The 25,891-nt window shown below is 63.4% G+C and carries 19 protein-coding genes; 1 reads left to right on the top strand and 18 read right to left on the bottom strand.

Features of this window, described 5'->3' with window-relative positions:
• The first annotated feature begins 95 nt into the window (after positions 1 to 95).
• Complete coding sequence (purL, locus tag QLG02_RS11645; RefSeq protein WP_282465231.1) at positions 96 to 4,001, top strand: phosphoribosylformylglycinamidine synthase; 3,906 nt, start codon at positions 96 to 98, stop codon at positions 3,999 to 4,001.
• A gap of 60 nt (positions 4,002 to 4,061) precedes the next feature.
• Here the strand turns inward: purL and QLG02_RS11640 are convergent, their stop codons facing one another.
• From QLG02_RS11640 to QLG02_RS11555, 18 genes are all read right to left on the bottom strand, one after another.
• Positions 4,062 to 5,588 (bottom strand): HD domain-containing phosphohydrolase, encoded by a 1,527-nt coding sequence (locus QLG02_RS11640; protein ID WP_282465230.1) that lies wholly within the window; start codon positions 5,586 to 5,588, stop codon positions 4,062 to 4,064.
• Positions 5,589 to 5,603: 15 nt separating this feature from the next.
• A complete protein-coding gene (locus tag QLG02_RS11635) occupies positions 5,604 to 7,037 on the bottom strand; it encodes an HD domain-containing phosphohydrolase (protein ID WP_282465229.1) in 1,434 nt (477 codons plus the stop codon).
• Positions 7,034 to 8,164: an FIST C-terminal domain-containing protein gene (locus QLG02_RS11630; protein WP_282465228.1), complete on the bottom strand. Its 1,131-nt coding sequence runs from the start codon at positions 8,162 to 8,164 to the stop codon at positions 7,034 to 7,036. Before QLG02_RS11630 ends, QLG02_RS11635 begins: the two co-directional genes overlap by 4 nt.
• 190 nt (positions 8,165 to 8,354) lie before the next feature.
• Entirely contained in the window at positions 8,355 to 9,818 is a 1,464-nt protein-coding gene (gene nuoN / locus QLG02_RS11625; protein WP_282465227.1) for an NADH-quinone oxidoreductase subunit NuoN, read from the bottom strand.
• 61 nt (positions 9,819 to 9,879) lie between these two features.
• Positions 9,880 to 11,400, bottom strand: coding sequence for an NADH-quinone oxidoreductase subunit M (nuoM, locus tag QLG02_RS11620; protein ID WP_016350413.1), 1,521 nt, complete (start codon positions 11,398 to 11,400; stop codon positions 9,880 to 9,882).
• Between the two features lie 78 nt (positions 11,401 to 11,478).
• A complete protein-coding gene (gene nuoL / locus QLG02_RS11615; protein ID WP_039214909.1) occupies positions 11,479 to 13,326 on the bottom strand; it encodes an NADH-quinone oxidoreductase subunit L in 1,848 nt (615 codons plus the stop codon).
• Positions 13,323 to 13,631, bottom strand: a complete 309-nt coding sequence (nuoK, locus tag QLG02_RS11610) for an NADH-quinone oxidoreductase subunit NuoK (protein WP_005299823.1) — start codon at positions 13,629 to 13,631, stop codon at positions 13,323 to 13,325. Before nuoK ends, nuoL begins: the two co-directional genes overlap by 4 nt.
• Complete coding sequence (gene nuoJ / locus QLG02_RS11605; RefSeq protein WP_011705659.1) at positions 13,631 to 14,179, bottom strand: NADH-quinone oxidoreductase subunit J; 549 nt, start codon at positions 14,177 to 14,179, stop codon at positions 13,631 to 13,633. The genes nuoK and nuoJ overlap by 1 nt, the downstream gene beginning before the upstream one ends.
• Before the next feature lie 10 nt (positions 14,180 to 14,189).
• On the bottom strand, positions 14,190 to 14,732 hold the full coding sequence (gene nuoI / locus QLG02_RS11600; protein WP_011705660.1) for an NADH-quinone oxidoreductase subunit NuoI: 543 nt from the start codon (positions 14,730 to 14,732) through the stop codon (positions 14,190 to 14,192).
• 128 nt (positions 14,733 to 14,860) lie between these two features.
• Positions 14,861 to 15,829, bottom strand: coding sequence for an NADH-quinone oxidoreductase subunit NuoH (nuoH, locus tag QLG02_RS11595; RefSeq protein ID WP_011705661.1), 969 nt, complete (start codon positions 15,827 to 15,829; stop codon positions 14,861 to 14,863).
• Positions 15,826 to 18,555, bottom strand: coding sequence for an NADH-quinone oxidoreductase subunit NuoG (gene nuoG, locus QLG02_RS11590; RefSeq protein ID WP_282465226.1), 2,730 nt, complete (start codon positions 18,553 to 18,555; stop codon positions 15,826 to 15,828). Before nuoG ends, nuoH begins: the two co-directional genes overlap by 4 nt.
• A 79-nt stretch (positions 18,556 to 18,634) precedes the next feature.
• Positions 18,635 to 20,002, bottom strand: a complete 1,368-nt coding sequence (gene nuoF, locus QLG02_RS11585; RefSeq protein ID WP_011705663.1) for an NADH-quinone oxidoreductase subunit NuoF — start codon at positions 20,000 to 20,002, stop codon at positions 18,635 to 18,637.
• Positions 19,999 to 20,541, bottom strand: a complete 543-nt coding sequence (gene nuoE, locus QLG02_RS11580) for an NADH-quinone oxidoreductase subunit NuoE (protein ID WP_282465225.1) — start codon at positions 20,539 to 20,541, stop codon at positions 19,999 to 20,001. Before nuoE ends, nuoF begins: the two co-directional genes overlap by 4 nt.
• A 61-nt stretch (positions 20,542 to 20,602) precedes the next feature.
• The gene (gene nuoC / locus QLG02_RS11575; RefSeq protein ID WP_011705665.1) at positions 20,603 to 22,408 is read right to left on the bottom strand and encodes an NADH-quinone oxidoreductase subunit C/D; all 1,806 of its coding nucleotides are present in this window, start codon (positions 22,406 to 22,408) and stop codon (positions 20,603 to 20,605) included.
• Between the two features lie 2 nt (positions 22,409 to 22,410).
• Positions 22,411 to 23,085 (bottom strand): NADH-quinone oxidoreductase subunit B, encoded by a 675-nt coding sequence (locus QLG02_RS11570; protein WP_005299840.1) that lies wholly within the window; start codon positions 23,083 to 23,085, stop codon positions 22,411 to 22,413.
• Positions 23,086 to 23,114: 29 nt separating this feature from the next.
• A complete protein-coding gene (locus tag QLG02_RS11565; RefSeq protein ID WP_016350419.1) occupies positions 23,115 to 23,519 on the bottom strand; it encodes an NADH-quinone oxidoreductase subunit A in 405 nt (134 codons plus the stop codon).
• Between the two features lie 258 nt (positions 23,520 to 23,777).
• A complete protein-coding gene (locus QLG02_RS11560) occupies positions 23,778 to 24,653 on the bottom strand; it encodes a flagellar motor protein MotB (protein ID WP_011705667.1) in 876 nt (291 codons plus the stop codon).
• A complete protein-coding gene (locus QLG02_RS11555) occupies positions 24,631 to 25,389 on the bottom strand; it encodes a flagellar motor protein (RefSeq protein ID WP_011705668.1) in 759 nt (252 codons plus the stop codon). Before QLG02_RS11555 ends, QLG02_RS11560 begins: the two co-directional genes overlap by 23 nt.
• Positions 25,390 to 25,891: the final 502 nt, after the last annotated feature.

Below are 25,891 nucleotides of genomic sequence, written 5' to 3'. Positions count from 1 at the left end.
CAAAACAAGAAAAACGTTTGTCCGGCATGGGCCTGATCCCTATAATACGCGCGTCTCAATTCCCCCCCACTTCAACACTTGGTGAGAAAGGTCATATGGATATCTTGCGTGGTGCCCCCGCACTGTCTGAGTTTCGTGTCCAAAAACTGCTGCAACGCTTCGCGCAGATGAAACAGGAGAGAGGAGTAGAGATAGAGGATGTCTATGCCGAATACGTGCACTTTGCCGAGCTCTCGAGCCCGCTGTCGCCCCCGGAGCGAGCGACCTTGGGCCAGCTCCTGCGCTACGGCCCGACCATCCCCGAACACACCCCCAGCGGTCAGCTGTTTCTCGTTACCCCCCGCCCCGGCACTATCTCCCCCTGGTCTTCCAAAGCAACCGACATCGCCCACAACTGCGGCCTGAATCAGGTCAAGCGGCTCGAACGCGGCATCGCCTATTACGTGCAGGCCAAGGGTGAGCTGAGCGCCGCCCAGCGTGCCGACGTGGCCGCCGTGCTGCACGACCGCATGATGGAGACGGTGTTTGGCGAGATGAACGAGGCCGCCGCCCTGTTTGCCCACCACGAGCCGCGCCCCTTCACCCAGGTGGATGTGCTGGGCGGTGGTCGCGCAGCCTTGGCAGAGGCCAACGTGGCGCTGGGTCTGGCCCTGGCCGACGACGAAATCGACTATCTGGTGGAGAATTTCACTAGGCTGGGTCGCAACCCCAACGACATCGAGCTCTACATGTTTGCCCAGGCGAACTCCGAGCACTGCCGCCACAAGATCTTCAATGCCGACTGGACCATCGACGGTGAGCAGCAGCCCAAGTCGCTGTTCAAGATGATCAAGAACACCTTCGAGCAGACGCCGGATCATGTCCTGTCTGCCTATAAAGACAACGCTGCCGTGATGGAAGGGAGCCAGGGGGGCCGCTTCTTCCCGAGCCCCGCCAGCGGCGAGTATCACTATCATCAGGAGCGCGTCGACATCCTGATGAAGGTGGAGACCCATAACCACCCGACTGCCATCTCCCCCTTCCCGGGCGCCGCTACCGGCTCCGGCGGCGAAATTCGCGATGAGGGTGCCACCGGTCGCGGTGCCAAGCCCAAGGCGGGGCTGGTAGGTTTCTCGGTCTCCAACCTGCGCATCCCCGGCTTCGAGCAGCCCTGGGAGCAGGATTTCGGCAAGCCGAGCCGCATCGTCAGCGCGTTTGACATCATGCAGGAGGGGCCGCTCGGCGGCGCCGCCTTCAACAACGAGTTCGGCCGTCCGGCCATTCTCGGCTACTTCCGTACCTTCGAAGAGCAGGTGCCGAGCCACAACGGCGTCGAGGTGCGCGGCTACCACAAGCCCATCATGCTGGCGGGCGGTATCGGCAACATCCGCAGCGAGCACGTCCAGAAAGGGGAGATCCCGGTGGGGGCTGCCCTCATCGTGCTGGGTGGCCCGGCCATGAACATCGGTCTGGGTGGCGGTGCCGCCTCCTCCATGGCCTCCGGTCAGTCGGCAGAAGATCTCGACTTTGCCTCGGTGCAGCGCGACAACCCCGAGATGGAGCGCCGTTGCCAGGAGGTGATCGACCGCTGCTGGCAGCTGGGAGACGACAACCCCATCGTATTTATCCACGACGTGGGCGCCGGTGGCCTCTCCAACGCCATGCCGGAACTGGTGAGCGACGGCGATCGCGGCGGTCGTTTCTCCTTGCGCGCCATTCCGAACGACGAGCCGGGCATGAGCCCGCTCGAGATCTGGTGCAACGAATCCCAGGAGCGTTACGTACTGGCGGTGGCAAAGGAGAAGCTGCCGCTGTTCAAGGCGCTGTGCGAGCGCGAGCGCGCCCCCTATGCCGTCATCGGCAGCGCCACCGAAGAGAAGCATCTCACTCTCTCGGATGAGCACTTTGACAACCACCCCATCGATCTGCCGCTGGATGTGCTGCTGGGCAAGACCCCCAAGATGCACCGCGAGGTTGCAAGCCTGCCGGCGCAGGGCAAGCCGCTGGCGCTCGATGGCATCACCCTGGGCGAGGCTGCCGAACGGGTGCTGCGCCTGCCCACCGTGGCGGAGAAGTCCTTCCTCATCACCATCGGCGATCGCAGCGTGACCGGTCTGGTCAACCGCGACCAGATGGTCGGCCCCTGGCAGATCCCGGTGGCTGACTGCGCCGTCACCGCCGCCACCTACGACAGCTACCACGGCGAAGCCATGTCGATGGGCGAGCGCACCCCGGTGGCGCTGCTCTCCCACGCCGCCTCCGCTCGCATGGCAGTGGCGGAAGCGCTCACCAACCTGGCGCCGGCCCACATCGGCTCGCTCAAGCGGGTCAAGCTCTCCGCCAACTGGATGGCCGCCGCCGGTCACCCGGGCGAAGATGCCGGCCTCTACGAGGCGGTCAAAGCGGTGGGCGAGGAGCTCTGCCCGGCCCTTGGCATCACCATCCCGGTGGGCAAGGACTCCATGTCCATGAAGACCTGCTGGCAGCAGGATGGCAAGGAGCACAGCGTCACCTCGCCGCTCTCCCTGCTCATCTCGGCCTTTGCCCGGGTGGAGGATGTGCGCAACACCGTCACGCCGCAGCTGCGTACCGATCTCGGTGAGACCGACCTTATCCTCATCGACCTTGGCAACGGCAAGCAGCGCCTCGGCGCCTCCGCCCTGGCCCAGGTCTATCGCCAGCTGGGTGACAAGGCGCCGGACCTGGACAACCCGGTCCAGCTCAAGGGCTTCTTCAACGCCATCCAGGCGCTGGTGAGCGATCGCAAACTCGTCGCCTACCACGACCGCTCCGACGGCGGCCTGTTTGTCACCCTGGTGGAGATGGCCTTCGCCGGTCACTGCGGTCTCGACCTGCAGCTGGATCGCATCGGCGGCGAGCTGCTGCCGGCCCTGTTCAACGAGGAGCTGGGCGCCGTCATCCAGGTGCGTCGTGAAGACAAGGAAGCGGTGATGACCCTGCTGGCCGGTCACGGCCTGGCGGCTTGCTCCCACGTGCTTGGCACGGTGCGCGAAGGGGATCTCATCACCCTGCAGCGGGCCGGTCAGGAGGTTTACCGCGCCAGCCGTACCGCTCTGCGTACCATCTGGGGCGAGACCAGCTGGCAGATGCAGCGCCTGCGCGACAACCCGGAGTGCGCGGATCAGGAGCATGCCGCCCGTCAGGACGCAGCCGATCCTGGCCTGCAGGCCAAGCTCAGCTACCACCCGGCCGAGGACGTGGCAGCACCCTACATTGCCCGCGGGGTCTCCCCCCGTCTGGCGGTGCTGCGCGAGCAGGGGGTCAACTCCCACGTGGAGATGGCGGCGGCGTTTGACCGCGCCGGCTTTGCGGCGGTGGACGTGCACATGAGCGACATCCTCGAGGGGCGCATCAAGCTGGATGCGTTCCAGAGTCTGGTGGCCTGTGGCGGCTTCTCCTACGGCGACGTGCTGGGGGCGGGCGAAGGCTGGGCCAAGTCCATCCTGTTCAACGACGGTGCTCGCGAGCAGTTCCAGCGCTTCTTCGAGCGCGGCGACACCCTCTCCCTGGGGGTGTGCAACGGTTGCCAGATGATGTCCAACCTGCGCGAGCTGATCCCGGGGGCCGATCTGTGGCCGCGCTTCGTGCGCAACCGCTCCGAGCGCTTCGAGGCCCGCTTCAGCCTGGTGGAAGTGCAGGACTCCCCGTCGGCCTTCTTCGCCGGCATGGCAGGCTCGGTGATGCCCATTGCCGTCTCCCACGGGGAAGGGCGAGTGGAGGTGCGCGATGCCGCTCACCTGGCTGCGCTGCAACAGAGCGGGCTGGTGGGGCTGCGTTTCGTCGACAACCGCGGTCAGGTGACCGAGCAGTACCCGGCCAACCCGAACGGTGCACCGGCGGGTATCACCGCGGTCACCACCACGGACGGGCGCGCCACCATCATGATGCCGCACCCGGAGCGGGTGTTCCGCACCGTGGCCAACTCCTGGCACCCGGACAACTGGGGCGAGGATGGCGCCTGGATGCGGATGTTCCGCAACGCCCGGGTACGTCTGGGTTAAGCGCGCATCGCAAACAAAAAACCGGCCCCTGTGGCCGGTTTTTTTATGGCGGCTTGCCCGCTAGAACTGGCCGTGGCCCAGCTCATGGGGGGTGAAATCCCCGCGATCGAGGATGCGCAGGCAGGCATCCACTACCGCTGCATCCAGCTTGCTGCCCCGCAGTTCGATGATATGGGCCCTGGCCTGGGGAATGCCGAGGGCGGCGCGGTAGGGGCGATCGGAGGACATGGACTCCACGATGTCGGCCACCGTGAGGATGCGGGCCTCCAGCAGGATCTGCTCGCCCTTGAGCCCCGCCGGGTAGCCGGAGCCGTCGATGAACTCGTGGTGCTGGTGGATCATCTGGGCGACGGGCCAGGGCAGGGCGATGTCTTTAAGCACCTGATAGCCGGCGCCCGGGTGCTCCTTGACCAGGTTGAACTCTTGGGGAGTCAGCCGACCCGGTTTGGTGAGGATGTCGAGTGGCACCTGTATCTTGCCGATGTCGTGCACCATGGCTCCCAGATAGAGCCCCCTCAGCCGCTTCTCGTCCAGCTTCAGCTCGCGGCCGATGGCCAGCGCCAGGGTGGCGACATGCTTCTGGTGGCCGGCGGTGTAGGGATCGCGCTGCTCCAGCACGGCGGCAATGGCGCCGAGGGCATCTTCCAGCGCCAGCTCCAGTTGGCGGGCGTGCAGCACCTTGTCGCGCTGGGCGGTGAGATAGGCCTGCTGGGTCGCGCGGGCCTGCAGGCCGTAGGCAAGGTAGTCCGCCAGCTGGCTGAAGAGGTGCACCTCTTCGTCGGTGAAGGGGCGGGCCTGTTCACTGTGAATGAGCAGGCCGCCATACCCGCCAGCGTGCCAGTGCAGCGGCAACAGCAGACGGGCGCGCAGGGTGGCCGAGTGGTGCACCAGTGCGCTGGCCAGGGCTTCGTTGCACGGTGTCCCGGTGCCGATGGCCTGATGCAGGGCGGGATCCCGGGTCAGCCAGTCGTCGCTGGCAAACCAGACCGCGTTGCCTGCCTGCGCCAGCACCTGCAGGGTGTGCTGGTCACTGTTTTCCTGCAGCACGGTGACGAGGGAAAAGCGGCCATCGAAGGTGATGGCGTCGCAGATCTCCTGCAACAGGGTCTGCTCATCATCCTGCTTGAGCATGGCGTGGTGGGCGCGGCCGATGGCCTCCAGGGTCCAGGTGTATTGCTGCAACCGCTCCTGCTGCTGTTTTTTCTCGGTGATGTCGTCGAAGAAGACGCCGACCCCGACCACCTGGCCCAGCTCGTTGTGCAGGGGAAACTTGGTGGTGCTGAGCCAGCGGGCCTCGCCCCCCTTCAGATAGGGCTCTTCATGGCGCTGGGTGGTGCCGCTGGCCATGACCCTCAGATCGTCATCCCGATAGCGCTTGGCCAGTTCGGCCGGGAAGAAGTCGGCATCGCACTTGCCGACCAGTTCGGCCGGGGTGAGGGTGAGATCGTCTGCCAGCAGCCGGTTGCAGGCGATGAAGACGGAGCGGGTGTCTTTGAGCAGCACCCGATAGGGCAGCTGATCCATCACCTGGCCAAGCAGGGCGGCCGTGGGCAGCGGGGGAAAGGGCGGTGCGGGTCTTGAACTCATTTCATCCTGCCTCGGTCAAAGGGGGGCAAAGCAATAACCCGCCTGCCACACGGCAAAGCAGGCGCTGACCACCTGCTCGTCGTAGTGGACGCCGGCATAGCGGGTCAGTTCGGCAAAGGCATCGGTGAGGGACATGGCTCGCCGGAACGGGCGGTGGGCGGTCATGGCAGCGAGAGAATCCGCCACCCGGATGATGCGCGCCTCCAGCGAGATGGCATCCCCCTGCAGCCCCTGCGGATAGCCGCTGCCGTCCAGGTTCTCATGGTGCTGCTGCACGATGGCGGTGATGGGCCAGGGGAAGTCTATCTGCTGCAGGATTTCACAGCCCGCCTGCGGGTGCTGCTTGATGAGTTCGAACTCCACCTCCCTCAATGCGCGGGGGCGGGTGAGGATCTCCGCCGGGATCTGCAACAGGCCTATGTTGTGCACCATGGCGGCGAGGCCCAGCCCGTCGAGGCGTTCTTGGGAAAGTTGCAGATGCTGGCCGATGGCCAGCGCGAGATCGTGCACACGCCGCTCGTGGCCCGCGGTGCCGGGATCCTTGTGGGCGATGGCGGAGGAGAGCGCCGCTATGGTCTGGAACAGCAGGGTCCGTTGCTGCTGCTCGCTCTCCTTGATGTGGGTGATGTCGACCAGGGCACCAATGATGCCGGCCACCTCGCCCTGATGGTCGTAGAAGAGATCCTTGAAGTTGAGCACCTGATAGCGGTGGCCGCTGCGATCAAACAGGGTGTGCTCGAAATATTGCGGCTGCCTGCTGCGCAGCACCTCCAGGTCGCGCTGGGTGTATTCGTCGGCCATCTCGGGGGGGAGGATCTCGTCCACCCGCTTGCCCTGCAGCTCGGCCTTGCTGATGCCGGTGATCTGGGTGAAGGTCGGGTTGCAGCTGATGAAGCGTCCCTCGACATCCTTGTAGAACACCGGGATGGGGATAGCCTTGAGCAGGGACTCGTTGAAGCGCTGCATGTCGACCAGCTCCGCCTGCTGGCGCAGGGCCAGCTGCTCGCTGTCCCGGCACAGCTGGATGGCGCGGGCCAGGTTGCCGAGGATGGGGCTGAACAGGTGACAGAGCTGCTCCCCCTGCTGCTCCGCATTGGGGGAGAGCAGCAGCATCAGGTAGCCCCCCTCGATCCGCAGCCGATAGGCAAACGGGTAGGGGCGCGAACCTGGCAGCGGCAGCGCTGCCCGCAGGATGCACTGCTCGCCGTCGCTGACCCAGTGGGGCAGTGCGAGCGGCTCTCCCTGATGGCGAAGCAGCTGCTCGTCGCCGATCGCCTTGATGATCTTGTACTCCCCCTGCGGCAACTGCTGCAGTACCAGTCCGACCGGGAAGGCGCAGTGAAACAGAAAGCGCTGCAGCACCTTGGTCAGCAGGGCATCCAGCGTGACCTCGCGGCCGATGCAGAGGGCGAGATCGCAGACGATGGCCATGGCGTGGTCGTTGTTCATCGTGTTCCCTCCCCGTTGCAGAGAATGGCGCCGTTGTGAAACAGCGGATAGTCCCCCGGCCGCAGGCTGCCAATCTCGCCAAGGGAGAGGGCGCCGACCAGCTGGTGGGCGCCGCTGTGGCTGAAGAGGGTCTCCAGCTCCAAGGTGCTCTGTTCGCCGAAGTGCTGCTGGCGGCCGGCGCAGTAGTAGATCTCGAGGCGTTCCGGCGCCCCGTGCCGGCTCAGTTTTTCGGCCAGCTCGATGGCGTGGGCGGTCGGGCTGTGCGGCGCCTTGAGCAGGGTGAGGATGCTGTGATCCGGCACTTCCCCGACGCAGAGCAGCGCCCCCTCGTCGGTGACGGCGACCGGGATGCGCACGATGACGTCGCCGTTGGCCCGCAGCAGCCCAAGCGGCAGGTGGACGCCGTACTGGTAGAACTGCTCCGGAGTCAGGCGCTGCTGGAACTGTTGCTGGACCAGAGACTGGTAGCGGCTGAAGGCGGGCTGCCAGTCGATGAAGGAGATCTTGTTGCCCTCGCTGCTGGTGGCCAGCATGGGCTGGGCGGTGAGCTGATAGCCGTGCTCGAGCAGAGGGTAGCTGCGATGGGGCAGCAGGGTGCAGCAGACCGCCTGTTCCAGCAGCCTGTGGTTGTCGAACAGGCAGGGCATGGGGCGAAACTGGCCGCTGCCCGCATTGACACCGGCATAGTGGACCCTGTCCGCGAGATGCAGATAGATCCCCTCGAGGAGGGAGGCGATGTTGGGGATCATGGCATCGAAAGTCAGAAAGAGGGTCGGTATGCCTTCGGCTGGCGGCCACTGGGCAAGCTGGGGGGCGAGCGCGTCGCAGAGCAGACGGGCCTGCTCATCGGCGCTGGCGACGGGATCGAGCGGGATGAGCAGCGGGGCGTGGGAGGCCGGGCGCGGTAGCAGCCAGGCACCGCGCTCATGAAAGCCGTGACGGCTGAGAAGGCGCGGAAAGAGGGCGCCGCTGAGTTGAATGTCGAGGTGGCTACATTGCTGCTGCAGGTCGGCAACGTGCTCTGCATCCTGCTCGGCCAGCAAGACGTCGAGCCGCTGGCCACGATAGGGGCGCAGTGCCTCGGTCAGTGGCTGCGTATCGAATGAATGAAACGCGGGCTGCATCATCGCTCGGAACTCCTTTCCTGCCAATCATCAATATATCAGCAAGGGGGGCGCGGTGGATACCCGGTCGTGTCCGGCAAGCGGCCATAAGCCGTTATAAAGGCAGATAAATTTGAGACGGCTGGTCAGGCATCCAGCGCTGTGGAGATAAAAAAACCGGCCACTTGGGCCGGTTTTTTTGAGTGGCGTGAAATCAGTGCAGCACCACGTTCTGGAAGCCCTGCACCAGGCTGATGACCGGCTGGGGATAGAGACCCAGTACCACCACCAGCGCGGCGGAGAGCAGTACCACCAGACCACCGGAGGTGATGGCCCAGTCTCCCTTGGCGTCGCGCAGTTGCATGCCGGGCTCGCGCAAGTAGAGGGTGACCATGACCCGCAGGTAGTAGTAGAGACCCAGCGCACTGCCGAGCACGATGGCGCCGGAGAGCCACCACAGCTTCGCATCGACGGTCACCCCGATCAGGTAGAACTTGCCGATGAAGCCGAGCGTCATGGGGATACCGGCCAGCGAGAGCATCATCACGGTCAGCACAGCGGTCAGGTAGGGACGACGCCAGAACAGGCCGCGGTAGCTGTGCAGGGAGTCCGCATCCTTGCCGCGATAGGGGCTGGACATCATGCTGATGACGCCGAAGGCCCCCAGGCTGGTGAACAGATACATCAGCAGATAGACACCGGCCGCTTCCACCGGCATCTGGCCGAGACGGCTCGCCACGATCACCGCCAGCAGGTAGCCGAAGTGGGAGATGGAGGAGTAACCCATCATCCGCTTGATGTTGGTCTGCAGCAGAGCCAGCAGGTTGCCGATGACGATGGAGACCACCGCCATGGCGGCCAGCAGCCAGTGGATCATGGGATCCGCGGCGGCGGGCACCGCCAGGTAGAAGCGAAGCAGCACGCAGAACACCGCGATCTTGCTGACGGTGGCGAGGAAGGTGGCCACCGGGGCCGGCGCCCCTTCGTACACGTCCGGGGTCCAGAGGTGGAACGGTGCCAGGGAGAGCTTGAAGGCAAAGCCGACCAGCATCAGACCCAGACCGCCCATCAGCAACGGGTGGTGAGCCGGGGTGGTGGCCAGGGTCAGCCCCAGATCGCTGAAGCTCAGGCTGCCGGCCTGGGCATAGAGCAGCGCCATGCCGAACAGCAGGAAGGCGGTGGCGGCGGCGGAGAGCACCATGTACTTGATGCTGGCCTCCAGCGAGTGGCGCTCGCGATAGGCGTAGCCCACCAGACCGAACATCGGCAGGGTCAGCATCTCGATCCCGATGAACAGGGAGGCGAGGTGACGGGAGCCGGCCAGCACCAGGCCACCGGCGGTGGCGATCAGCAGCAGCAGGTAGAACTCTTCCCGATTGTCCGGATAGCCCTTGAGCCAGGAGCGGCCGAAGGTACAGGTCGCTAGGGCACCGATGAGCACCAAGCCCATGTAGAAGACGGCGTAGCCGTCTATCTGCAGCAGCGGGGTGACCCCCTGATCGCCTTGCGCCATCACGATGGGCAGGGAGAATAGCGCCAGGTTGAGGCCGGCGATGGTGACCACGAAGGCGGTGTCATCGCACCGTTTCCAGGCGATGGCCAGCATCAGGGCCACCATGGCCCCGGTTGTCAGCAACAGGGGCAGCAGGGCCAGCAGTTGCGAAGCGGTGAAGGTCATTGCAGTGCTCCTGTAATGGACAAGGAAGGCAACAGGGCCAGCGGTTTAACAGCGGTCACTCTCATTGCAATGCTCCTGCGAAGGGCAGGGCGTACCAGTGCAGCACGCTCAGCAGGCTGTTGCCCGCGGTGTCGAGCACAGGTTGGGGATAGACACCGAGCAGCACCAAGAGACCGGCAATGGTCATCATCATCACCAGCTCGCGGCTGTCGAGCCCCTTGAGGACGCTCTCGTCCTTGGGGGTACCGAAGCAGGCGCGCTGCAGCATGATGAGGGAGTAGACCGAAGCCAGCACCAGGCCGAAGGTGGCGATGATGGTAAGCACGGGGGCAACCTGGAAGCTGCCGATGAGGATCAGGAACTCGCCGACGAAGTTGCCGGTGCCCGGCATCCCCAGAGAGGCGACCGAGAAGAACAGCATCACGCCGGGCAGGTAGCGCAGACGGCCCCACAGCCCGCCCATCAGGCGCAGGTCCCGGGTGTGCAGCCGCTCGTAGAGCTGACCGCACAGGATGAAGAGGCCGGCGGCGGAGAGGCCGTGGGCGATCATCTGCACCACGGCGCCCTGCAGGGCCAGTTCGCTACCGGAGTAGATGGCGATCATCACGAAGCCCATGTGGGAGATGCTGGTGTAGGCCACCAGCCGCTTGATGTCGGTCTGGGCGAACGCCACGATGGCGCCGTAGACGATGCCGATGAGACCCAGCACCATGGCGTAGGGGGCAAATTCGGCGGACGCCTCCGGGAACAGCGGCAGGGCGAAGCGCAGCAGACCGTAGGCGGCGGTCTTCAGCAGGATCCCCGCCAAATCCACGGAACCCGCGGTCGGTGCCTGGCTGTGGGCATCCGGCAGCCAGCCGTGCAGCGGTACCAGCGGCATCTTGACCGCGAAGGCGATGAAGAAGCCCAGCATCAGCAGCCACTGCACACCCTTGCTCATCGGGGTATTCAGCAAGTCCTGATAGTCAAAGGTGAACACGCCGGTGGCGGCATGGTGAGTCAGCACCAGGCCGAGGATGGCGACCAGCATGATGAGGCCGCTGACCTGGGTGTAGATGAAGAACTTGGTGGCGGCGTTGATCCGGGATTTGCCGTCGGTGACCGAGTGGCCCCACAGCGCAATCAGGAAGTACATCGGTACCAGCATCATCTCCCAGAAGAAGAAGAAGAGGAACAGGTCCAGCGCCATGAAGACGCCGAGCACGCCACCCAGGATCCACAGCAGGTTGAGGTGGAAGAAGCCGATGCGCTGCACGATTTCCTTCCAGGAACAGAGGATGGCCAGCACGCCGATAAAGCAGGTGAGGATCACCATCAACAGCGACAAGCCATCCACCGCCAGGTGCAATGAGATGCCGAAGCGGGGGATCCAGGGCAGTTGCAGTTCGGCGGCCCAGACGGGCACGCCGCCCTGGGCGGCCAGGGTGAAGTCACCGCTCCACCAGATGGCGCAGGAGAGCAGCAGACAGGCGCTCATCGACAGCAGGGCGACCCAGCGTACGAAGTACTCGCCGAATCGCTCGGTCTGCCAACAGAGCAGACCGCCGATGAAGGGTATTAACAAGATCCAGAGTAAGGTCACGATATCAGCTCTCGTCTATGTTCTAGTCACTGTGCAGGCCCGTGGGCTTGCTGCGAGTTCAGGGGCTGCATCACGGGATCAGCCGAGCAGCAGCAGGGCCAGGATCAGGGCGGCGCCCATCCCCATGGAGGCTGCATACCAGCGCAACTTGCCGGAAACGGTCCAGGCCAACAGCTGGTGGCCACTCTGTGCCAGCCAGGCCGGCAGGTTCATCATCCAGTCCAGCGGATCCTTGCCGAGCAGCCGGGTTGCCAGCAGATACGGCTTGACCCACAGCTGATCGTAAAGCCAGTCAAAGCCCCAGGCATTGAACCAGAGAGTGCTGAGCAACTTGCCCGGCGCGCTGTTGGCCACGCTGCTGGCCAGGCGGCGCTCGCCCAGGAACAGGAAGGCGGCCAGGGCAATGCCGGCGATGGCGATGACGGCGGAGGTGATCTCCAGCCCATGGCGCCCCTCTTCGATGTGATCCCCAGGACCAGCCGGCAGTACTCCCGCCAGCGGCGGCACGATCAAGGCGCCGATACCGGTGGAGAGCACCAGCAGGACCAGCAGCGGCAGCTGATGGGCCAGCCCGTGACCGGCGTGAGCCTGGGTCTGCTCCTTGCCGTGGAAGGCGATGAAGATCAGGCGGAAGGTGTAGAGGGAGGTGAGGAAGGCACCGCCCAGACCGGCCCACAGCAGGGCGCTCTGGCCGCTGGCCTGCACCTGCCACAGGATGGCGTCTTTACTGTAGAAACCGGCGGTCACCAGCGGCAGCGCGGCCAGGGCCGATCCCCCGACCAGGAAGCAGGCATAGACCAGCGGCAGGCTCTTGCGCAGGCCTCCCATCTTGAAGATGTTCTGCTCGTGGTGGGTCGCGACGATCACGGCACCGGCGGAGAGGAACAGCAGCGCCTTGAAGAAGGCGTGGGTCATCAGGTGGAAGATGGCCCCTTCCCAGGCGCCAACACCGAGGGCCAGGAACATGTAGCCGATCTGGCTCATGGTGGAGTAAGCCAGGATCCGCTTGATGTCGGTTTGCACTAGGGCGGCAAAGCCTGCCAGCACCAGGGTGATGGCACCGACCAGCGCCACCAGATGCAGGATCTCGGGAGCCAGCAGGAACAGACCGTGGGTACGGGCGATGAGATAGACACCGGCGGTCACCATGGTGGCAGCGTGGATCAGCGCCGAGACCGGGGTCGGGCCCGCCATCGCATCCGCCAGCCAGGTTTGCAGTGGCAGTTGGGCCGATTTGCCGACGGCGCCGCCAAGCAGCATCAGACAGGCAAACGACAGGGCAGGGGATCCCTCGGCAAACATCAGCGGTGCGCGTACCAGCAACTCGTGAATGTTGAGGGTACCCAGCTCACGGTAGAGGACGAACAGACCGATGGCGAGGAACACGTCGCCGACCCGGGTCACCACGAACGCCTTGAGGGCGGCAGCGCCGTTGGCCGGGTTGCGGTAGTAGAAGCCGATCAGCAGGTAGCTGCACAGCCCCACCCCTTCCCAGCCGAGGTAGACGAACAGCAGGTCATCGGCCAGCACCAGGAACACCATACTGGCGATGAACAGGTTGGTGTAGGTGAAGAAGCGCGAATAGCCCTCTTCCCCGCGCATGTACCAGGAGGCGAACAGGTGGATGAAGAAACCCACTCCGGTGACCACGCCGAGCATGGTCAGCGACAGGCCGTCCAGCGCCAGGCGGAAGGTGGGGGTGAATTTACCCACCGAGATCCACTGCCACAAGGTCTGGGTATAGACGCCGCCCGTTGGCATGGTGTTGAGGAAATCGATGCCGACCCACAGGGTAGTGAGGGCCGACAGCCCTATGCTGCCGACGCCGATGAGCGCAGCAGTGCGCTCGCCGAAACGACCGATGGAGAAGGCCAGCACCAGCCATCCCAGCAGCGGAAACAGAAAAGTCAGGTATAGGAGGCTCATCCGCGCATCTCGCTCACAGTGTCCACGTTGAGGGTGTGGTAACGACGATAGAGCAGCAGTAACAGGGCGAGGCCGATACTGGCCTCCGCTGCCGCCAGAGAAATCACCAGTATGTACATGATCTGGCCATCGGCCTGGGCCCAGCGGCTGCCAGCCACCACGAATGCCAGTGCCGACGCGTTCATCATGATCTCGATACTCATGAGGATAAACAGCAAGTTGCGACGTATCAGCAGGCCACACAGGCCGATACAGAACAGCACGGCAGCCAGCAGCAGGCCGTGTTCCATCGGGATTCCGTTCATCATTGACCTCCTTCTTGAGACGGATGTGCCGAGGCTTTTGGCACGGAGAGCACTTCCCCGCTCTTGTCTTCACGGCCCAGGTGATAGGCGGTGACCAGACCCGCCAGCAGCAGGATGGAGGCAAGCTCCACCGCCAGCACGTAAGGACCGAACAGGGCTATGCCGACCGCTTTGGCACTGACGTCGGTCAGACCGAGTTCACCGCCGGTGACCCCGAGAATGCCGTAGGCCAGAAAACCCAGCAGAATGAGCGAAAGCAGGCCGGGGCCCACCCAGGTGGTGGGGGTGAGCCAGTTCTTTTCCTGATCCTGGGCCGAGCCCAGGTTCAGCATCATCACCACGAACACGAACAGCACCATGATGGCGCCCGCATAGACGATCACTTGCAGGGCACCCGCGAAGGAGGCGCCCAGGCAGAAGAAGATCATGGCCACGGCGATGAGGGAGATAATGAGATTGAGCAGCGCGTGCATCGGATTGCTGGTGCTGATCACCCGCAGCGTGCTGTAAATGGCGACCAGGGCCGCGGCATAGAATGCCAGTTCCATGATTGACTCCTCAGGGCAGCAGGCTCTTGACATCGATGGGCTTGGCTTCGTTCTCGGCATCCCCTTTCGGCTTGCCGTCGATGGCCATCCCGCTCATGCGGTAGAAGTTGTAATCCGGATACTTGCCGGGGCCGCTGATCAGCAGATCTTCCTTCTCGTACACCAGATCCTGGCGGCGGTACTCGCCCATCTCGAAATCCGGCGTCAGCTGGATGGCGGTGGTGGGGCAGGCCTCTTCGCACAGGCCGCAGAAGATGCAGCGAGAGAAGTTGATGCGAAAGAACTCCGGATACCAGCGACCATCTTCCCGCTCGGATTTCTGCAGCGAGATGCAGCCGACCGGGCAGGCCACCGCACACAGGTTGCAGGCCACGCAGCGCTCGTCGCCGTCCGGATCGCGAGTCAGCACGATGCGGCCGCGATAGCGGGGCGCCGCATAGACGGCCTGTTCCGGATAGTTGAGGGTCTCGCGGGGGCTCCAGGCATGGGAGAACACCATCCCCAGGCTGCGCAATTGGGTGCCGACACCCTTGATGATGTTAATAATTTTCATAGTCGTGCCTCACTGCACATTCATCAGCACCACAGCCCGTACCGGCTGCATCCCGAGCGGGATGCAGGGCGGCGGGCAAGCAGACGTTCCAGCCAAACGGCATCACAATTTTTCTGTCCATTGCGGCCTCACTGCGCATTCATCAGCACCACGGCGCCGGTGACCAGCATGTTGAGCAGGGTCAGCGGCAGGCAGACTTTCCAGCCAAACGACATCACCTGGTCAAAGCGCGGGCGGGGCAGGGAGGCCCGCAGCAGGATGAAGAACACCATGAAACAGGCGGTCTTCAGGGCAAACCAGATGAAGGGCGGCAGCCAGGGGCCGTGCCAGCCACCGAAGAACAGGGTCACGATGAGCGAGGAGATCAGCACGATGCCGATGTACTCGCCCACGAAGAACAGACCCCATTTCATGCCCGCGTACTCGATGTGATAACCGTCGGCGAGCTCCTGCTCGGCTTCCGGCTGGTCAAACGGATGGCGGTGGGTGACGGCGACGCCGGCAAACAGGAAGGTTATGAAGCCCAGGATCTGGGGGATCACGTTCCACAGTCCTGCCTGGGCTTCCACGATATCCCGCAGGTTGAAGCTGCCGGTCTGGATGACGATGCCCATCAAGGAGAGGCCGAGAAACACCTCGTAGGAGAGGGTCTGAGCCGAGGCGCGCAGGCTGCCGAGCAATGAGTACTTGTTGTTGCTCGACCAGCCGGCGAACAGCACGGCGTAGACCGCCAGCCCCGCGATGGCCAGGATGTAGAGCAGCCCCACGTTGAGATCCGCCACGCCCCAGGTGGGGGTGATAGGCACCACCGCAAACGCCAGAATAAAGGCGGTAAAGGCGATGATGGGGGCCAGCACGAAGATCCGGCGATCGGCGAACGGCGGGATCCAGTCCTCCTTGAAGAACATCTTGATCATGTCGGCCGCCAGCTGCAGCAGGCCGAAGGGGCCTACCCGGTTGGGGCCGTAACGATCCTGCCACAGCGCCAGCAGACGGCGCTCGATGAAGCTCATGAAGGCGCCGGCTCCCACGATCCCCACCAGCACGATCAATGCCTTGCCGATTTCCAGCAACAGATCGATCAGAGAGTCGCTCATGCGATGGCCTCCTGCAGGTTAGCGAGATATTGCTGGTGCAGGGCGGTCGGCAGACCGTTGACACCGAGCGGCAGACCCACCAGACCGGCGGTCAGATGCTCGCTCAGCCGCAGGGTCAGCCGCCAGTGGTGGCCACCCCAGGAGAAGGCGACCTGGCTGCCGGCACTGAGGGCGAGACGACTGGCGTCGGCCGGGTTCAGCACCAGCACGGGCTCGCTCATGCGGGCCTGGATGACGGGGCTTCTGGCAGACAGCTCTTCGCCGCCAAACAGCTGGTCATAGCTCACCACCTGCAGCGCCTCTTTGGCGCTGAACGGGGCGGGGACGGTGTCGAACCAGCCGAGGCTGTCCTCGCCCGCTTCCAGCAGACGGCGACCGGGATCCCCGGCGCGCAGGTTGCCACCCACTTCATCCTGGAACTTGTTCCAGGCGGACGGGGAGTTCCAGCCCGGCGCCCAGGCGAACGGCACCTGTTGCAGCGGCTGGCGGGCACCGGCGTAGCCTTCCATGGAGAAGTTGAAGGGCGAGTCGGGATCCTGGGCGACTCTGGGCTCACTCACGTTCTGATCCGCCAGCATGGAGGTGCGGCCACTGTAGCGGTGCGGCTCGCGGGCGAGCTTCATGCCACGGATGCGCAGACCCGCGTTGGGTGCGGCCTCGCGCATGCTGGTCAGCAGCGGGGCGCTGGCGGCGCAGGCACTGCTCACCTCGTCGAAGGTGTTCCAGCGCAGCGGTTTGCGATCCAGCACGCCTTGCAGGGCGGCCAGCCAGCGCCAGCTCTCGCGCACCTGAATGTCGGCGTTGTAGAAGGCGGGAGCATAGACCTGGAAGAAGCGCTGGGCGCGGCCTTCCATGTTGATGAGGGTACCATCGGCCTCGGCGAAGCTGGCGGCAGGCAGCACCAGATTCGCCTTCTGGGCGGTGCCGGTGTCCTGATGGTCGACCACCAGCAGGTGCTGCAGACGGTCGATGGCGGCATCGACGCGGCTGCGCGGTGCGCGGCGGTAGAGATCGTTTTCGAGCATCACCAGCGCGAGCTTATCTTCTCTTTCGATACGCTCGAGGGCGGCTTCCAGCGGGGCGGCATTGCCGGCCAGCATGGCCAGCCCTAGGCTGTTGGTCTCCTGGGCTACCAGGGCGAGCTCCACGGCCTGGCCACGGCCCTTGAGGGCCCGGGCGATGTTGCTGGCCGCCTCAAGCAGCGCCTGGCTGCGGGCACCAGTGCCGGCGATGATGAGCGGCTTCTTGGCGTTGCCGAGTAGCGCTGCCCAGCTGGCGGCCAGGGCCTGCTGCTCGGGGGCGAGATCGGTCAGGGCAGGGGCGCTGCCATCGAGCAGATGGGCGATGGCGAAGCCGAGGCGCGCCTGATCCGCGTGGGGGGCGTGCAGGGTGCCGCTTGCCACGTCGTCCAGTCGGGTGCTGTCCAGGCTGGTGATCAGCAGCGGGTAGCGCTCGTTCTGGGCCAGGGTCTGCACCGCGGCGACTTGCCACAGGTCCACCTTCAGCTTGCGGGCGATTTCGCGGCCCTTGCCCTTGACTGCCTGACGCAGGGCCAGGGCAATGCGGGCAGCGGTCTGGGTGACATCCTCGCCGAGCACCAGCACGGCGTCGGCCTCTTCCATGTCGCGCAGGCTGGGGGTGCGCACACCGCCGTGCTGCAGGATCTGCAGCATCTTCTGCAGGCATTCCCATTCGCTTTGCTCGACGCCGCTGTAGAAGTTGGCGGCACCCACCAGTTCGCGCAGGGCGAAGTTGCTCTCAAGCGACGCGCGGGGCGAGCCGATGCCGATGACGCCGGCGGCGGTACGCAGGGCATCGGCGGCACGGTTGAGGGCACCGTCCACCGTGATGGCCAGCTTGTCATTGCCATCCTGCAGCAGGGGCTGGCGCGGGCGGTCGGTCAGATTGACGTGGCCGTAGCCAAAGCGGCCGCGGTCGCACAGGAAGTAGTGGTTCAGGGCGCCGTGATAGCGGTTCTCGATGCGGCGCAGTTCGCCATAACGCTCACCCGGACTGATGTTGCAGCCAACCGAGCAGCCTTGGCAGATGCTGGGGGCGAACTGCATGTCCCACTTGCGGTTGTAGCGCTCGGAGTGGGTCTTGTCGGTGAACACGCCGGTGGGGCAGACCTCCACCAGGTTGCCGGAGAACTCGCTCTCCAGGGTGCCATCCTCGACCCGGCCGAAGTAGACGTTGTCGTGGGCACCGTAGACCCCGAGATCCTCGCCGCCGGCGTAGTCCTTGTAGTAACGGACGCAGCGATAGCAGGCGATGCAGCGGTTCATCTCGTGGTTGATGAAGGGGCCCAGATCCTGATTCTGGTGGGTGCGTTTGGTGAAACGGTAGCGACGGCTGTTGTGGCCGGTCATCACCGTCATGTCCTGCAGGTGGCAGGAGCCACCCTCTTCGCACACCGGACAGTCGTGGGGATGGTTGGTCATCTGCCACTCCACCACCGTCTTGCGGAACTCCTTCGCCTCTTCATCCTCGATGGAGATATAGGTGCCATCGGTGGAGGGGGTCATGCAGGACATGACCAGGCGGCCGCGCTTGTCGTCGGCATTCTGATACTGCTTCACCGCACACTGGCGGCAGGCGCCGACGCTACCGAGCGCCGGGTGCCAGCAAAAATAGGGGACGTCCAGACCAAGGGACAGACAGGCTTGCAGCAGGTTATCTGCCCCGTCTACCTCGTACTCTTTACCGTCTACATGAATGGTGGCCATACAACTTCCCTGACTTCAATGAGATAAATTCTTTGGCTCGCGCCGGTTCAGCGGGCCCGCGGCGGGCGCCCTGCGTGCCTTACCAGCGCTCGCCCAGCAGGTTGGGCTGGATACCCTTGAGCTGCTTGCGATTATCCTGCGGCGCCTTGACGCCGGCCTCGAATTCCGACCGGAAATACTTCATCGCACTGCCCAGCGGCTCGATGGCGCCAGGGGCATGGGCGCAGAAGGTCTTGCCTGGGCCGAGGAAGCTGACCAGCTGCTCCAGGGTGGCGAGATCCCCTGGCTGACCCTCGCCCCGCTCCAGCGCGCGCAGCAGCTTGACGCTCCAGGGCAGGCCGTCGCGGCAGGGAGTGCACCAGCCGCAGGACTCGCGGGCGAAGAACTCTTCCATGTTGCGCAGCAGGGAGACCATGTTGATGCTGTCATCCACTGCCATGGCAAGGCCCGTGCCCATCCGGGTGCCGACCTTGCCGATGCCGCCAGCGTACATCTGGGCATCCAGGTGCTCGGGCAGCAGGAAGCCGGTACCTGCACCGCCCGGTTGCCAGGCTTTCAGGCGATAGCCGGGCTTCATGCCACCGGCATAGTTTTCGAACAGCTCGCGGGCGGTGATGCCAAACGGCAGCTCCCACAGGCCGGGGTTGTTGACCTTGCCGGAGAAGCCCATCAGCTTGGTGCCGTGATCTTCCGAACCCGGCAGCGCCAGCCCCTGATACCAGGCCACACCGTTGCCGATGATGGCGGGCACGTTGCACAGGGTCTCGACGTTGTTGACGCAGGTCGGCTTGCCCCAGACGCCGGAAACGGCGGGGAAGGGGGGTTTGGCGCGCGGGTTGGCGCGGCGCCCTTCCAGGGAGTTGATGAGCGCCGTCTCTTCGCCGCAGATGTAGCGACCCGCGCCGGTGTGGACGAACAGCTCGAAGTCAAAGCCCGAGCCCAGGATGTTCTTGCCGAGCAGACCGGCAGCCTTGGCTTCTTCCACGGCGCGGCGCAGGTTGGCTGCGGCATCGACGTACTCGCCGCGCAAGAAGATGTAGCCACGGTAGGCCTTGAGGGCCTTGGCCGAGATGATCATCCCTTCAATCAGCAGGTGGGGCAGTTGCTCCATCAACAGCCGATCCTTGTAGGTGTTCGGTTCCATCTCGTCGGCGTTGCAGAGCAGGTAACGGATGTTCATGCTCTCGTCTTTGGGCATCAGGCCCCACTTCACGCCGGTGGAGAAACCGGCGCCGCCGCGACCCTTGAGGCCGGCATCCTTGACGGTGCCGACGATCTCGTCCGGGCTCATCTGGCCCAGCGCCTTGCGGGCCGCATCGTAACCCTGCTTGCTCTGGTATTCATCCAGCCAGACCGGCTGGCCGTCGTCGCGCAGCCGCCAGGTGAGGGGATGGGTCTCGGCCGCGCGGGCGATGCGATTGGCGGTACCAAGGGATGCCAGACTCATGGGTAAGCCTCCAGGGTCTTGAGCAGGCTGACGGCGTCGAGCCCACCGTAGGTGTCATCGTCGATCATCAGCGCCGGCCCCTTGTTGCAGTTGCCGAGGCAGCAGACCGGCAGCAGGGTGAAGCGGCCGTCGGCGGAGGTCTGGCCGGGGGCCAGGTCCATCACCTCTTTCAGGCCGGCCAGCAGTTGTTCGTGGCCGTTGATGTAGCATACCATGCTGTCGCAGACGCGGATGATATGGCGACCGACCGGCTGGCGGAAGATCTGGCTGTAGAAGGTGGCGACCCCCTCCACGTCGCTGGCGGGGATGCCGAGCTCGGCGGCGATGGCGTGGATGGCACCGTCAGGTACCCAACCGCGGGCCTGCTGCACTATCTTGAGCGCTTCAATGCTGGCGGCACGGGGATCTTCGTAGTGGTGTTTCTCATGCTCGATGGCATCGCGTTCTGCCTGACTCAGGACGAAATCGTTCCCCTTGCCCTGGCATGAACTCTGTCCCTGCGGGGACTGATTGTGTTGGCACTGACATTGCTGGCTCATGGCTTAACCTTTTGTGGCTTGTCCTTTTTGTCGTGTAACGGGTCTTGGTAACAGCCGTTACTCAACGGTCCACATCCGACATAACGAAATCGATACTGCCCAGATAGACGATGAGGTCCGACACCATCTGGCCACGGATCACCGAGGGGATCTGTTGCAGGTGAGCAAAGCTCGGGGTGCGGATCCGGGTCCGGTAGCTCATGGTGGAGCCATCGCTGGTCAGGTAATAACTGTTGATCCCCTTGGTCGCCTCGATCATCTGGAAGGACTCGGCGGCCGGCATGACCGGGCCCCACGACACTTGCAGGAAGTGGGTGATCAGGGTCTCGATATCCTGCAGGGTGCGCTCTTTGGGCGGGGGCGTGGTGAGCGGGTGATCCGCCTTGAACGGCCCCTCCGGCATGTTCTTCATGCACTGCTCGATGATGCGCATACTCTGGCGCACCTCCTCGATGCGCACCAGTGCGCGATCGTAGGCATCGCCGTTGGCGCCGACCGGCACTTCGAATTCGAACTGATCGTAGCCGGAGTAGGGGCGCCACTTGCGCACGTCGAAGTTGAGGCCAGTGGCGCGCAGACCGCCGCCCGTGGTGCCCCAGGCCAGCGCCTGTTCGGTGTTGTAGGCGGCGACGCCGATGGTGCGGCCACGCAGTATGCTGTTGCGCATGGCGGCCTTCTCATAGTCCATCAGCCGCTTGGGCAGCCAGCTCAGCAGGTTGTCCTGTACCAGCCGCTGCCAGCCGACGGGCAGATCATGGGCCACGCCGCCGATGCGGAACCAGGCCGGATGCATGCGGGCGCCGGTGATGGCCTCGATGATGGTGTAAATCCGCTGCCGGTCGGTGAAGGTGAAGAAGACCGGGGTCATGGCACCCACGTCCTGAATATAGGTACCGATGAACAGCAGGTGACTCTGGATGCGGAACAGCTCAGCCAGCATGACCCGGATCATGTCGACCCGCTGCGGCACCTTGATGCCGGCCAGCTTCTCGACTGCCAGTACGTAGGGCAGGTTGTTCATCACCCCGCCCAGGTATTCGACCCGGTCGGTGTAGGGGATGTAGCTGTGCCAGGACTGGCGCTCGCCCATCTTCTCTGCACCGCGGTGGTGATAACCGATGTCGGGCACGCAGTCGCGGATCTCCTCGCCATCGAGCTGCAGCACCAGGCGGAAGGCACCGTGCGCGGAGGGGTGGTTAGGGCCGAGGTTCAAGAACATGTAGTCCTCGTTCTCGTTGCCACGGGCCATGCCCCACTCTTCCGGTTTGAACAGCAGGTTATCCTGCTCCTGATCCTGCTTGACCGCATCGAGCATGAAGGGATCAAATTCGGTGGCGCGCGCCGGATAATCCTTGCGCAGCGGGTGACCCTGCCAGCTCTTGGGCATCATGATGCGGGTCAGATGGGGGTGACCATCGAAATTGATGCCCATCAGATCCCACACTTCCCGTTCATACCAGTTGGCGTTGGGGAAGTGGCGGCTGACGGTGGGCAGCGTCAGATCACCCTCCTTGAGCGGCACCTTCAACATCAGATCGGCGTTGCGATCGATGGAAATGAGGTGATAGAAGACGGTGAAGTCGCTGTCGGGCAGGTCGTGGCGATGGCTGCGCATCCGCTCGTCGGTGGCGCTGAGATCGAACAGCATCACGAACGGGGAGGGGAGCTTGCGCAGGAAGCCCATGACATCCAGCAGCAGCTCGCGGGAGAGCCAAACCACCGGCACGCCGGTGCGGGTATTCTGGATGGTGAAACGTTCGGCACCGAAATGGGCGAACAGCTCGCCGATCACCTGAGCGTCTTTGTGATCGCTGGGTTGCCACTGGGCCATGGCGTAGTTGCTGGGGAATTCTCGAGTCAGTTTCATGGTCAGATCTCATCCGGCGTGCGCAGGTTGGTGACGTTGATCCGCTCGCCACGCTTGCGGTCCTTCTCGGCAGGCATTTGGGGGCGATAGATGCCCTGATCGCCAACCACCCAGGAGAGCGGACGGCGCTCCTTGCCGATGGAGTCCTGCAGCAGCATCAGCGCTTGCAGGAATGCCTCGGGACGGGGCGGACAACCCGGAATATAGACGTCGACCGGCAGGAACTTGTCGACGCCCTGAACGACCGAGTAGATGTCGTACATGCCGCCGGAGTTGGCACAGGCACCCATGGAGATGACCCACTTGGGTTCGAGCAGTTGCTCATAAAGACGTTGGATGACGGGGGCCATCTTGATGAAGGGGGTGCCGGCGATCACCATGAAATCGGCCTGACGCGGTGAGGCACGAATGACTTCGGCACCGAAGCGGGCCACATCATGGGGGGAGGTGAAGGCGGTACACATCTCTACGTAGCAGCAGGAGATACCGAAGTTGTAAGGCCAGAGGGAGTTCTTGCGGCCCCAGTTGACAGTGTCTTGCAGCACCTCTTCGAGGCGCCCGATCATGATGCCGCGGGAGGCCTCTTGAGCCAGGGGATCCTCGACGGTCTGGCGCTGTTCCTGGGGATAGCGCTCAACGGGCGCATCTGGGTCGATCCGGGTCAGGGTGTACTTCATGGTGCAACCTCAAAGGGATAATCAGTAATTCAGTCTGGCTTCTTGTCGGTCAGAACGCGCTTTTTCGGTGCCCAGTCGAGGGCGCCAATGCGCCACAGGTAGACGAGTCCTACCAGCAGCAGGGAGATAAAGATGGTGGCTTCGATGAAACCGACCCAGCCGCTTTCCCGAACGGAGACGGACCAGGCGAAGAGGTAGAGTGCCTCGACGTCGAAGATGACGAAGAACATGGCAACCAGATAGAACTTGGCGGAGAAGCGTAGACGGGCATTGCCCACCGAATCGACGCCAGATTCGAAGGGTTTGTTCTTGGCACGACCATAGGCCCGACCACCCAGCAGGGCGGCAAGGCCGATCATGGTCAGGCAGATGCATATGGCCCCAACTACATAGACAGCAAAAGCCCAATGCTGGACAGCAATATCAGCAAACATAGGAGTTTTCCCTAACCGAATTAATCACGCGACTTAACAAGGATGTTACGTATTATGCCACTTTCGTACTGATTTACATGTCATTTCAAAGGATTAATTATTAATCATCGGGAGGAAAATCGTATTTTGCTAGCGGAGTCAATGTTCCTATTTGAGAATCATTTTCAATCGCTTTTGGGATGTGGCGGAAATGGCGTGATCGTTTGAAAAATAAACTAATCGTGAAATGAGAGACCCCGCCAGGCGGGGTCTGCTCGATCAGGGTTTGAGGATGGGTAGCGCCTCTTCGGCTGCCTTGCCCTGGGAGAGGGTGATCTCGACCCGGCGGTTGGCCTGACGATGCTCGGGTGTGTCATTGGGATAGCGGGGCTGGGCATCCGCGACCCCCTGGGCGATGACCCGGGTGGCATCGAGTTTGGGGTTGGTCAGCAATGTGTGCACGATGGAGGCGGAGCGTAATACCGACAGTTCCCAGTTGCTGCGATAGAGCTCTACCGGGGCCTGGGAGTTGTCGGTGTGGCCGGTGACCACCACCTTGCCCGGAATGTCAGCCAGAATGCCGGAGATCTTGTTGACCAGCGGGATGAACTGGGGCTGCAGGAAGGCGGAGTCGGCCGGGAACAGCGCCTTCTCGCCGATGCGGATCACCAGCTGGCTGCCCAGTTGTTCCACCTCCAGATCCTTGGATTCAATCTGTGCCTTAAGCTGCTGCTCGAGCTTCTTCTTGGTGACCTGCACCCACTCCTGCTCCTTGGTCTTGTGAGGCCATGACTCCGTTGCGCTCGGCTTTTCCGAGGCACCGATGGTCTCGTTGAAGGGGTCCGAGGCGGCCATGGGGGCATCTTTCTCCAATACCGTCTCTTTCTTCGGGCTGCTGGGAGTGGTCTTGGACTCGGGTTCCAGGATCCCGGTACCGCCCTGCATCACGGGGGAGCCCGCGGCAGGGGAGATGAGGCCAATTTTGCCCAGCGATTCGATGAAGCCCTGGATCAGCACCCGGGTTTCAGACTGCTTGGCCATGGCAAAGGAGTAGAGCACCACGAACAGGGCGAACAGCAATGTCATAAAGTCGGCATAGGAGACCAGCCAGCGTTCGTGGTTCTCCGGCGCTTCAGCCTTTTTCTTTTTTGCCACCGTGGCCTCCGAGGTAGGGTTCGAGGGTGACTTGCAGGCGTTGCTGGGATTCGCCATCCACGATGCAGAGGATACCGGTCAGGGTCATCTCCTTGTAGTGGCGGATCTGATGGGCAAACCCTTTGTAGCGGTTGCCAAAGGGCAGGAAGATCAGGTTGGCGGCCGATACCCCGTAGATGGTGGCGATAAAGGCCACCGCGATGGCGCCCCCCAGCTTGTCAGGGGCATCCAGCAGGCCCATGGCGTGGATCAGGCCAAACACCGCCCCCACGATCCCCATGGTTGGGCAGTAGCCACCCATGGCTTCATAGAATTTGACGGTCTGCTCGAGATCTTCTTGCTCGAACTCGATCTCGTTCTCCAGCACCTCGTGGATCTTGGTCTTCTCGTAGCCGTCGACCATCATCTGCACCCCTTTTTGCAGGAAGGGATCCTTGATCTCGTCGATCATGCCCTCGAGGGCCAGCATGCCGCTGCGTCTGGCATTGCCGGCCAGGTTTTCCAGCAGTTCGGCCTGCTGCTGCATGTCCAGTTTGAGGGGGGCCAGCAGCCACTTGAAACGCTTGAGAGTGCTGCCGACAACGGAGAAGGGGAACTGGGTCAAGGCGGCACCTATGGTACCTCCGATCACGATGAGGAAGGCGGGCAGATCGAGCAGGGCGCTGGGATGTCCACCCTCGATCATGTTGCCGCCCAGGATGGCGATCAATGCCAGGACCAGGCCGATTAAGCTCATTTTTTATACATCCCTGAATATTGATAATGGCTAGTGTAGCTATTTAAGTATCAGTTTTTCAAAATGATATCCAATCGATGAGCAATAAAGTGAGTGCCTTGACCTCGATGGACAGATTTCTTTCCCGGGTGGCAAGCAGCCGGGCCATGCAGGGCGTTTTACCGAAAAGGGGATAGTCTGTCGCGGGACTTTGACGGGAAGAGGGCCTGGGCAGATCAGATTGCAAATGTTGGAAGGCAAAAAACCGGCCACTAGCCGGTTTTTTTAGATTGGGTGGGACGCTTCACCCCATGTGGTTTTTACTTGGGAGCGGCAGTCAGCCGTCCATCACCGCAGGCAACGCATTTCGCAGCCTGCGAGGGTTCTCCCCCTCCTTCTGTGGGCATCAGATTTGCTGTGCTCCCAGAAGCAAAAAACCGACCATCAGGTCGGTTCTTTAAAATTTGGCGGTGAGGGAGGGATGATTCGCCACTGCGTGGCTCACCCCTTCGGGGCGGCCTGC

It is taken from the genome of Aeromonas sp. V90_14 (assembly GCF_029967615.1).
GTDB lineage: Bacteria > Pseudomonadota > Gammaproteobacteria > Enterobacterales > Aeromonadaceae > Aeromonas > Aeromonas hydrophila.
This window is presented reverse-complemented; position numbering and strand designations above follow the sequence as displayed.

Excerpts from the sequence above, each read along its gene's own strand:
- purL (WP_282465231.1), top strand. The coding sequence starts at position 96 with ATGGATATCTTGCGTGGTGCCCCCGCACTGTCTGAGTTTCGTGTCCAA.
- QLG02_RS11640 (WP_282465230.1), bottom strand. The coding sequence starts at position 5,588 with ATGAGTTCAAGACCCGCACCGCCCTTTCCCCCGCTGCCCACGGCCGCC.
- QLG02_RS11635 (WP_282465229.1), bottom strand. The coding sequence starts at position 7,037 with ATGAACAACGACCACGCCATGGCCATCGTCTGCGATCTCGCCCTCTGC.
- QLG02_RS11630 (WP_282465228.1), bottom strand. The coding sequence starts at position 8,164 with ATGATGCAGCCCGCGTTTCATTCATTCGATACGCAGCCACTGACCGAG.
- nuoN (WP_282465227.1), bottom strand. The coding sequence starts at position 9,818 with ATGACCTTCACCGCTTCGCAACTGCTGGCCCTGCTGCCCCTGTTGCTG.
- nuoL (WP_039214909.1), bottom strand. The coding sequence starts at position 13,326 with ATGAGCCTCCTATACCTGACTTTTCTGTTTCCGCTGCTGGGATGGCTG.
- nuoK (WP_005299823.1), bottom strand. The coding sequence starts at position 13,631 with ATGAACGGAATCCCGATGGAACACGGCCTGCTGCTGGCTGCCGTGCTG.
- nuoJ (WP_011705659.1), bottom strand. The coding sequence starts at position 14,179 with ATGGAACTGGCATTCTATGCCGCGGCCCTGGTCGCCATTTACAGCACG.
- nuoI (WP_011705660.1), bottom strand. The coding sequence starts at position 14,732 with ATGAAAATTATTAACATCATCAAGGGTGTCGGCACCCAATTGCGCAGC.
- nuoH (WP_011705661.1), bottom strand. The coding sequence starts at position 15,829 with ATGAGCGACTCTCTGATCGATCTGTTGCTGGAAATCGGCAAGGCATTG.
- nuoG (WP_282465226.1), bottom strand. The coding sequence starts at position 18,555 with ATGGCCACCATTCATGTAGACGGTAAAGAGTACGAGGTAGACGGGGCA.
- nuoF (WP_011705663.1), bottom strand. The coding sequence starts at position 20,002 with ATGAGTCTGGCATCCCTTGGTACCGCCAATCGCATCGCCCGCGCGGCC.
- nuoE (WP_282465225.1), bottom strand. The coding sequence starts at position 20,541 with ATGAGCCAGCAATGTCAGTGCCAACACAATCAGTCCCCGCAGGGACAG.
- nuoC (WP_011705665.1), bottom strand. The coding sequence starts at position 22,408 with ATGAAACTGACTCGAGAATTCCCCAGCAACTACGCCATGGCCCAGTGG.
- QLG02_RS11570 (WP_005299840.1), bottom strand. The coding sequence starts at position 23,085 with ATGAAGTACACCCTGACCCGGATCGACCCAGATGCGCCCGTTGAGCGC.
- QLG02_RS11565 (WP_016350419.1), bottom strand. The coding sequence starts at position 23,519 with ATGTTTGCTGATATTGCTGTCCAGCATTGGGCTTTTGCTGTCTATGTA.
- QLG02_RS11555 (WP_011705668.1), bottom strand. The coding sequence starts at position 25,389 with ATGAGCTTAATCGGCCTGGTCCTGGCATTGATCGCCATCCTGGGCGGC.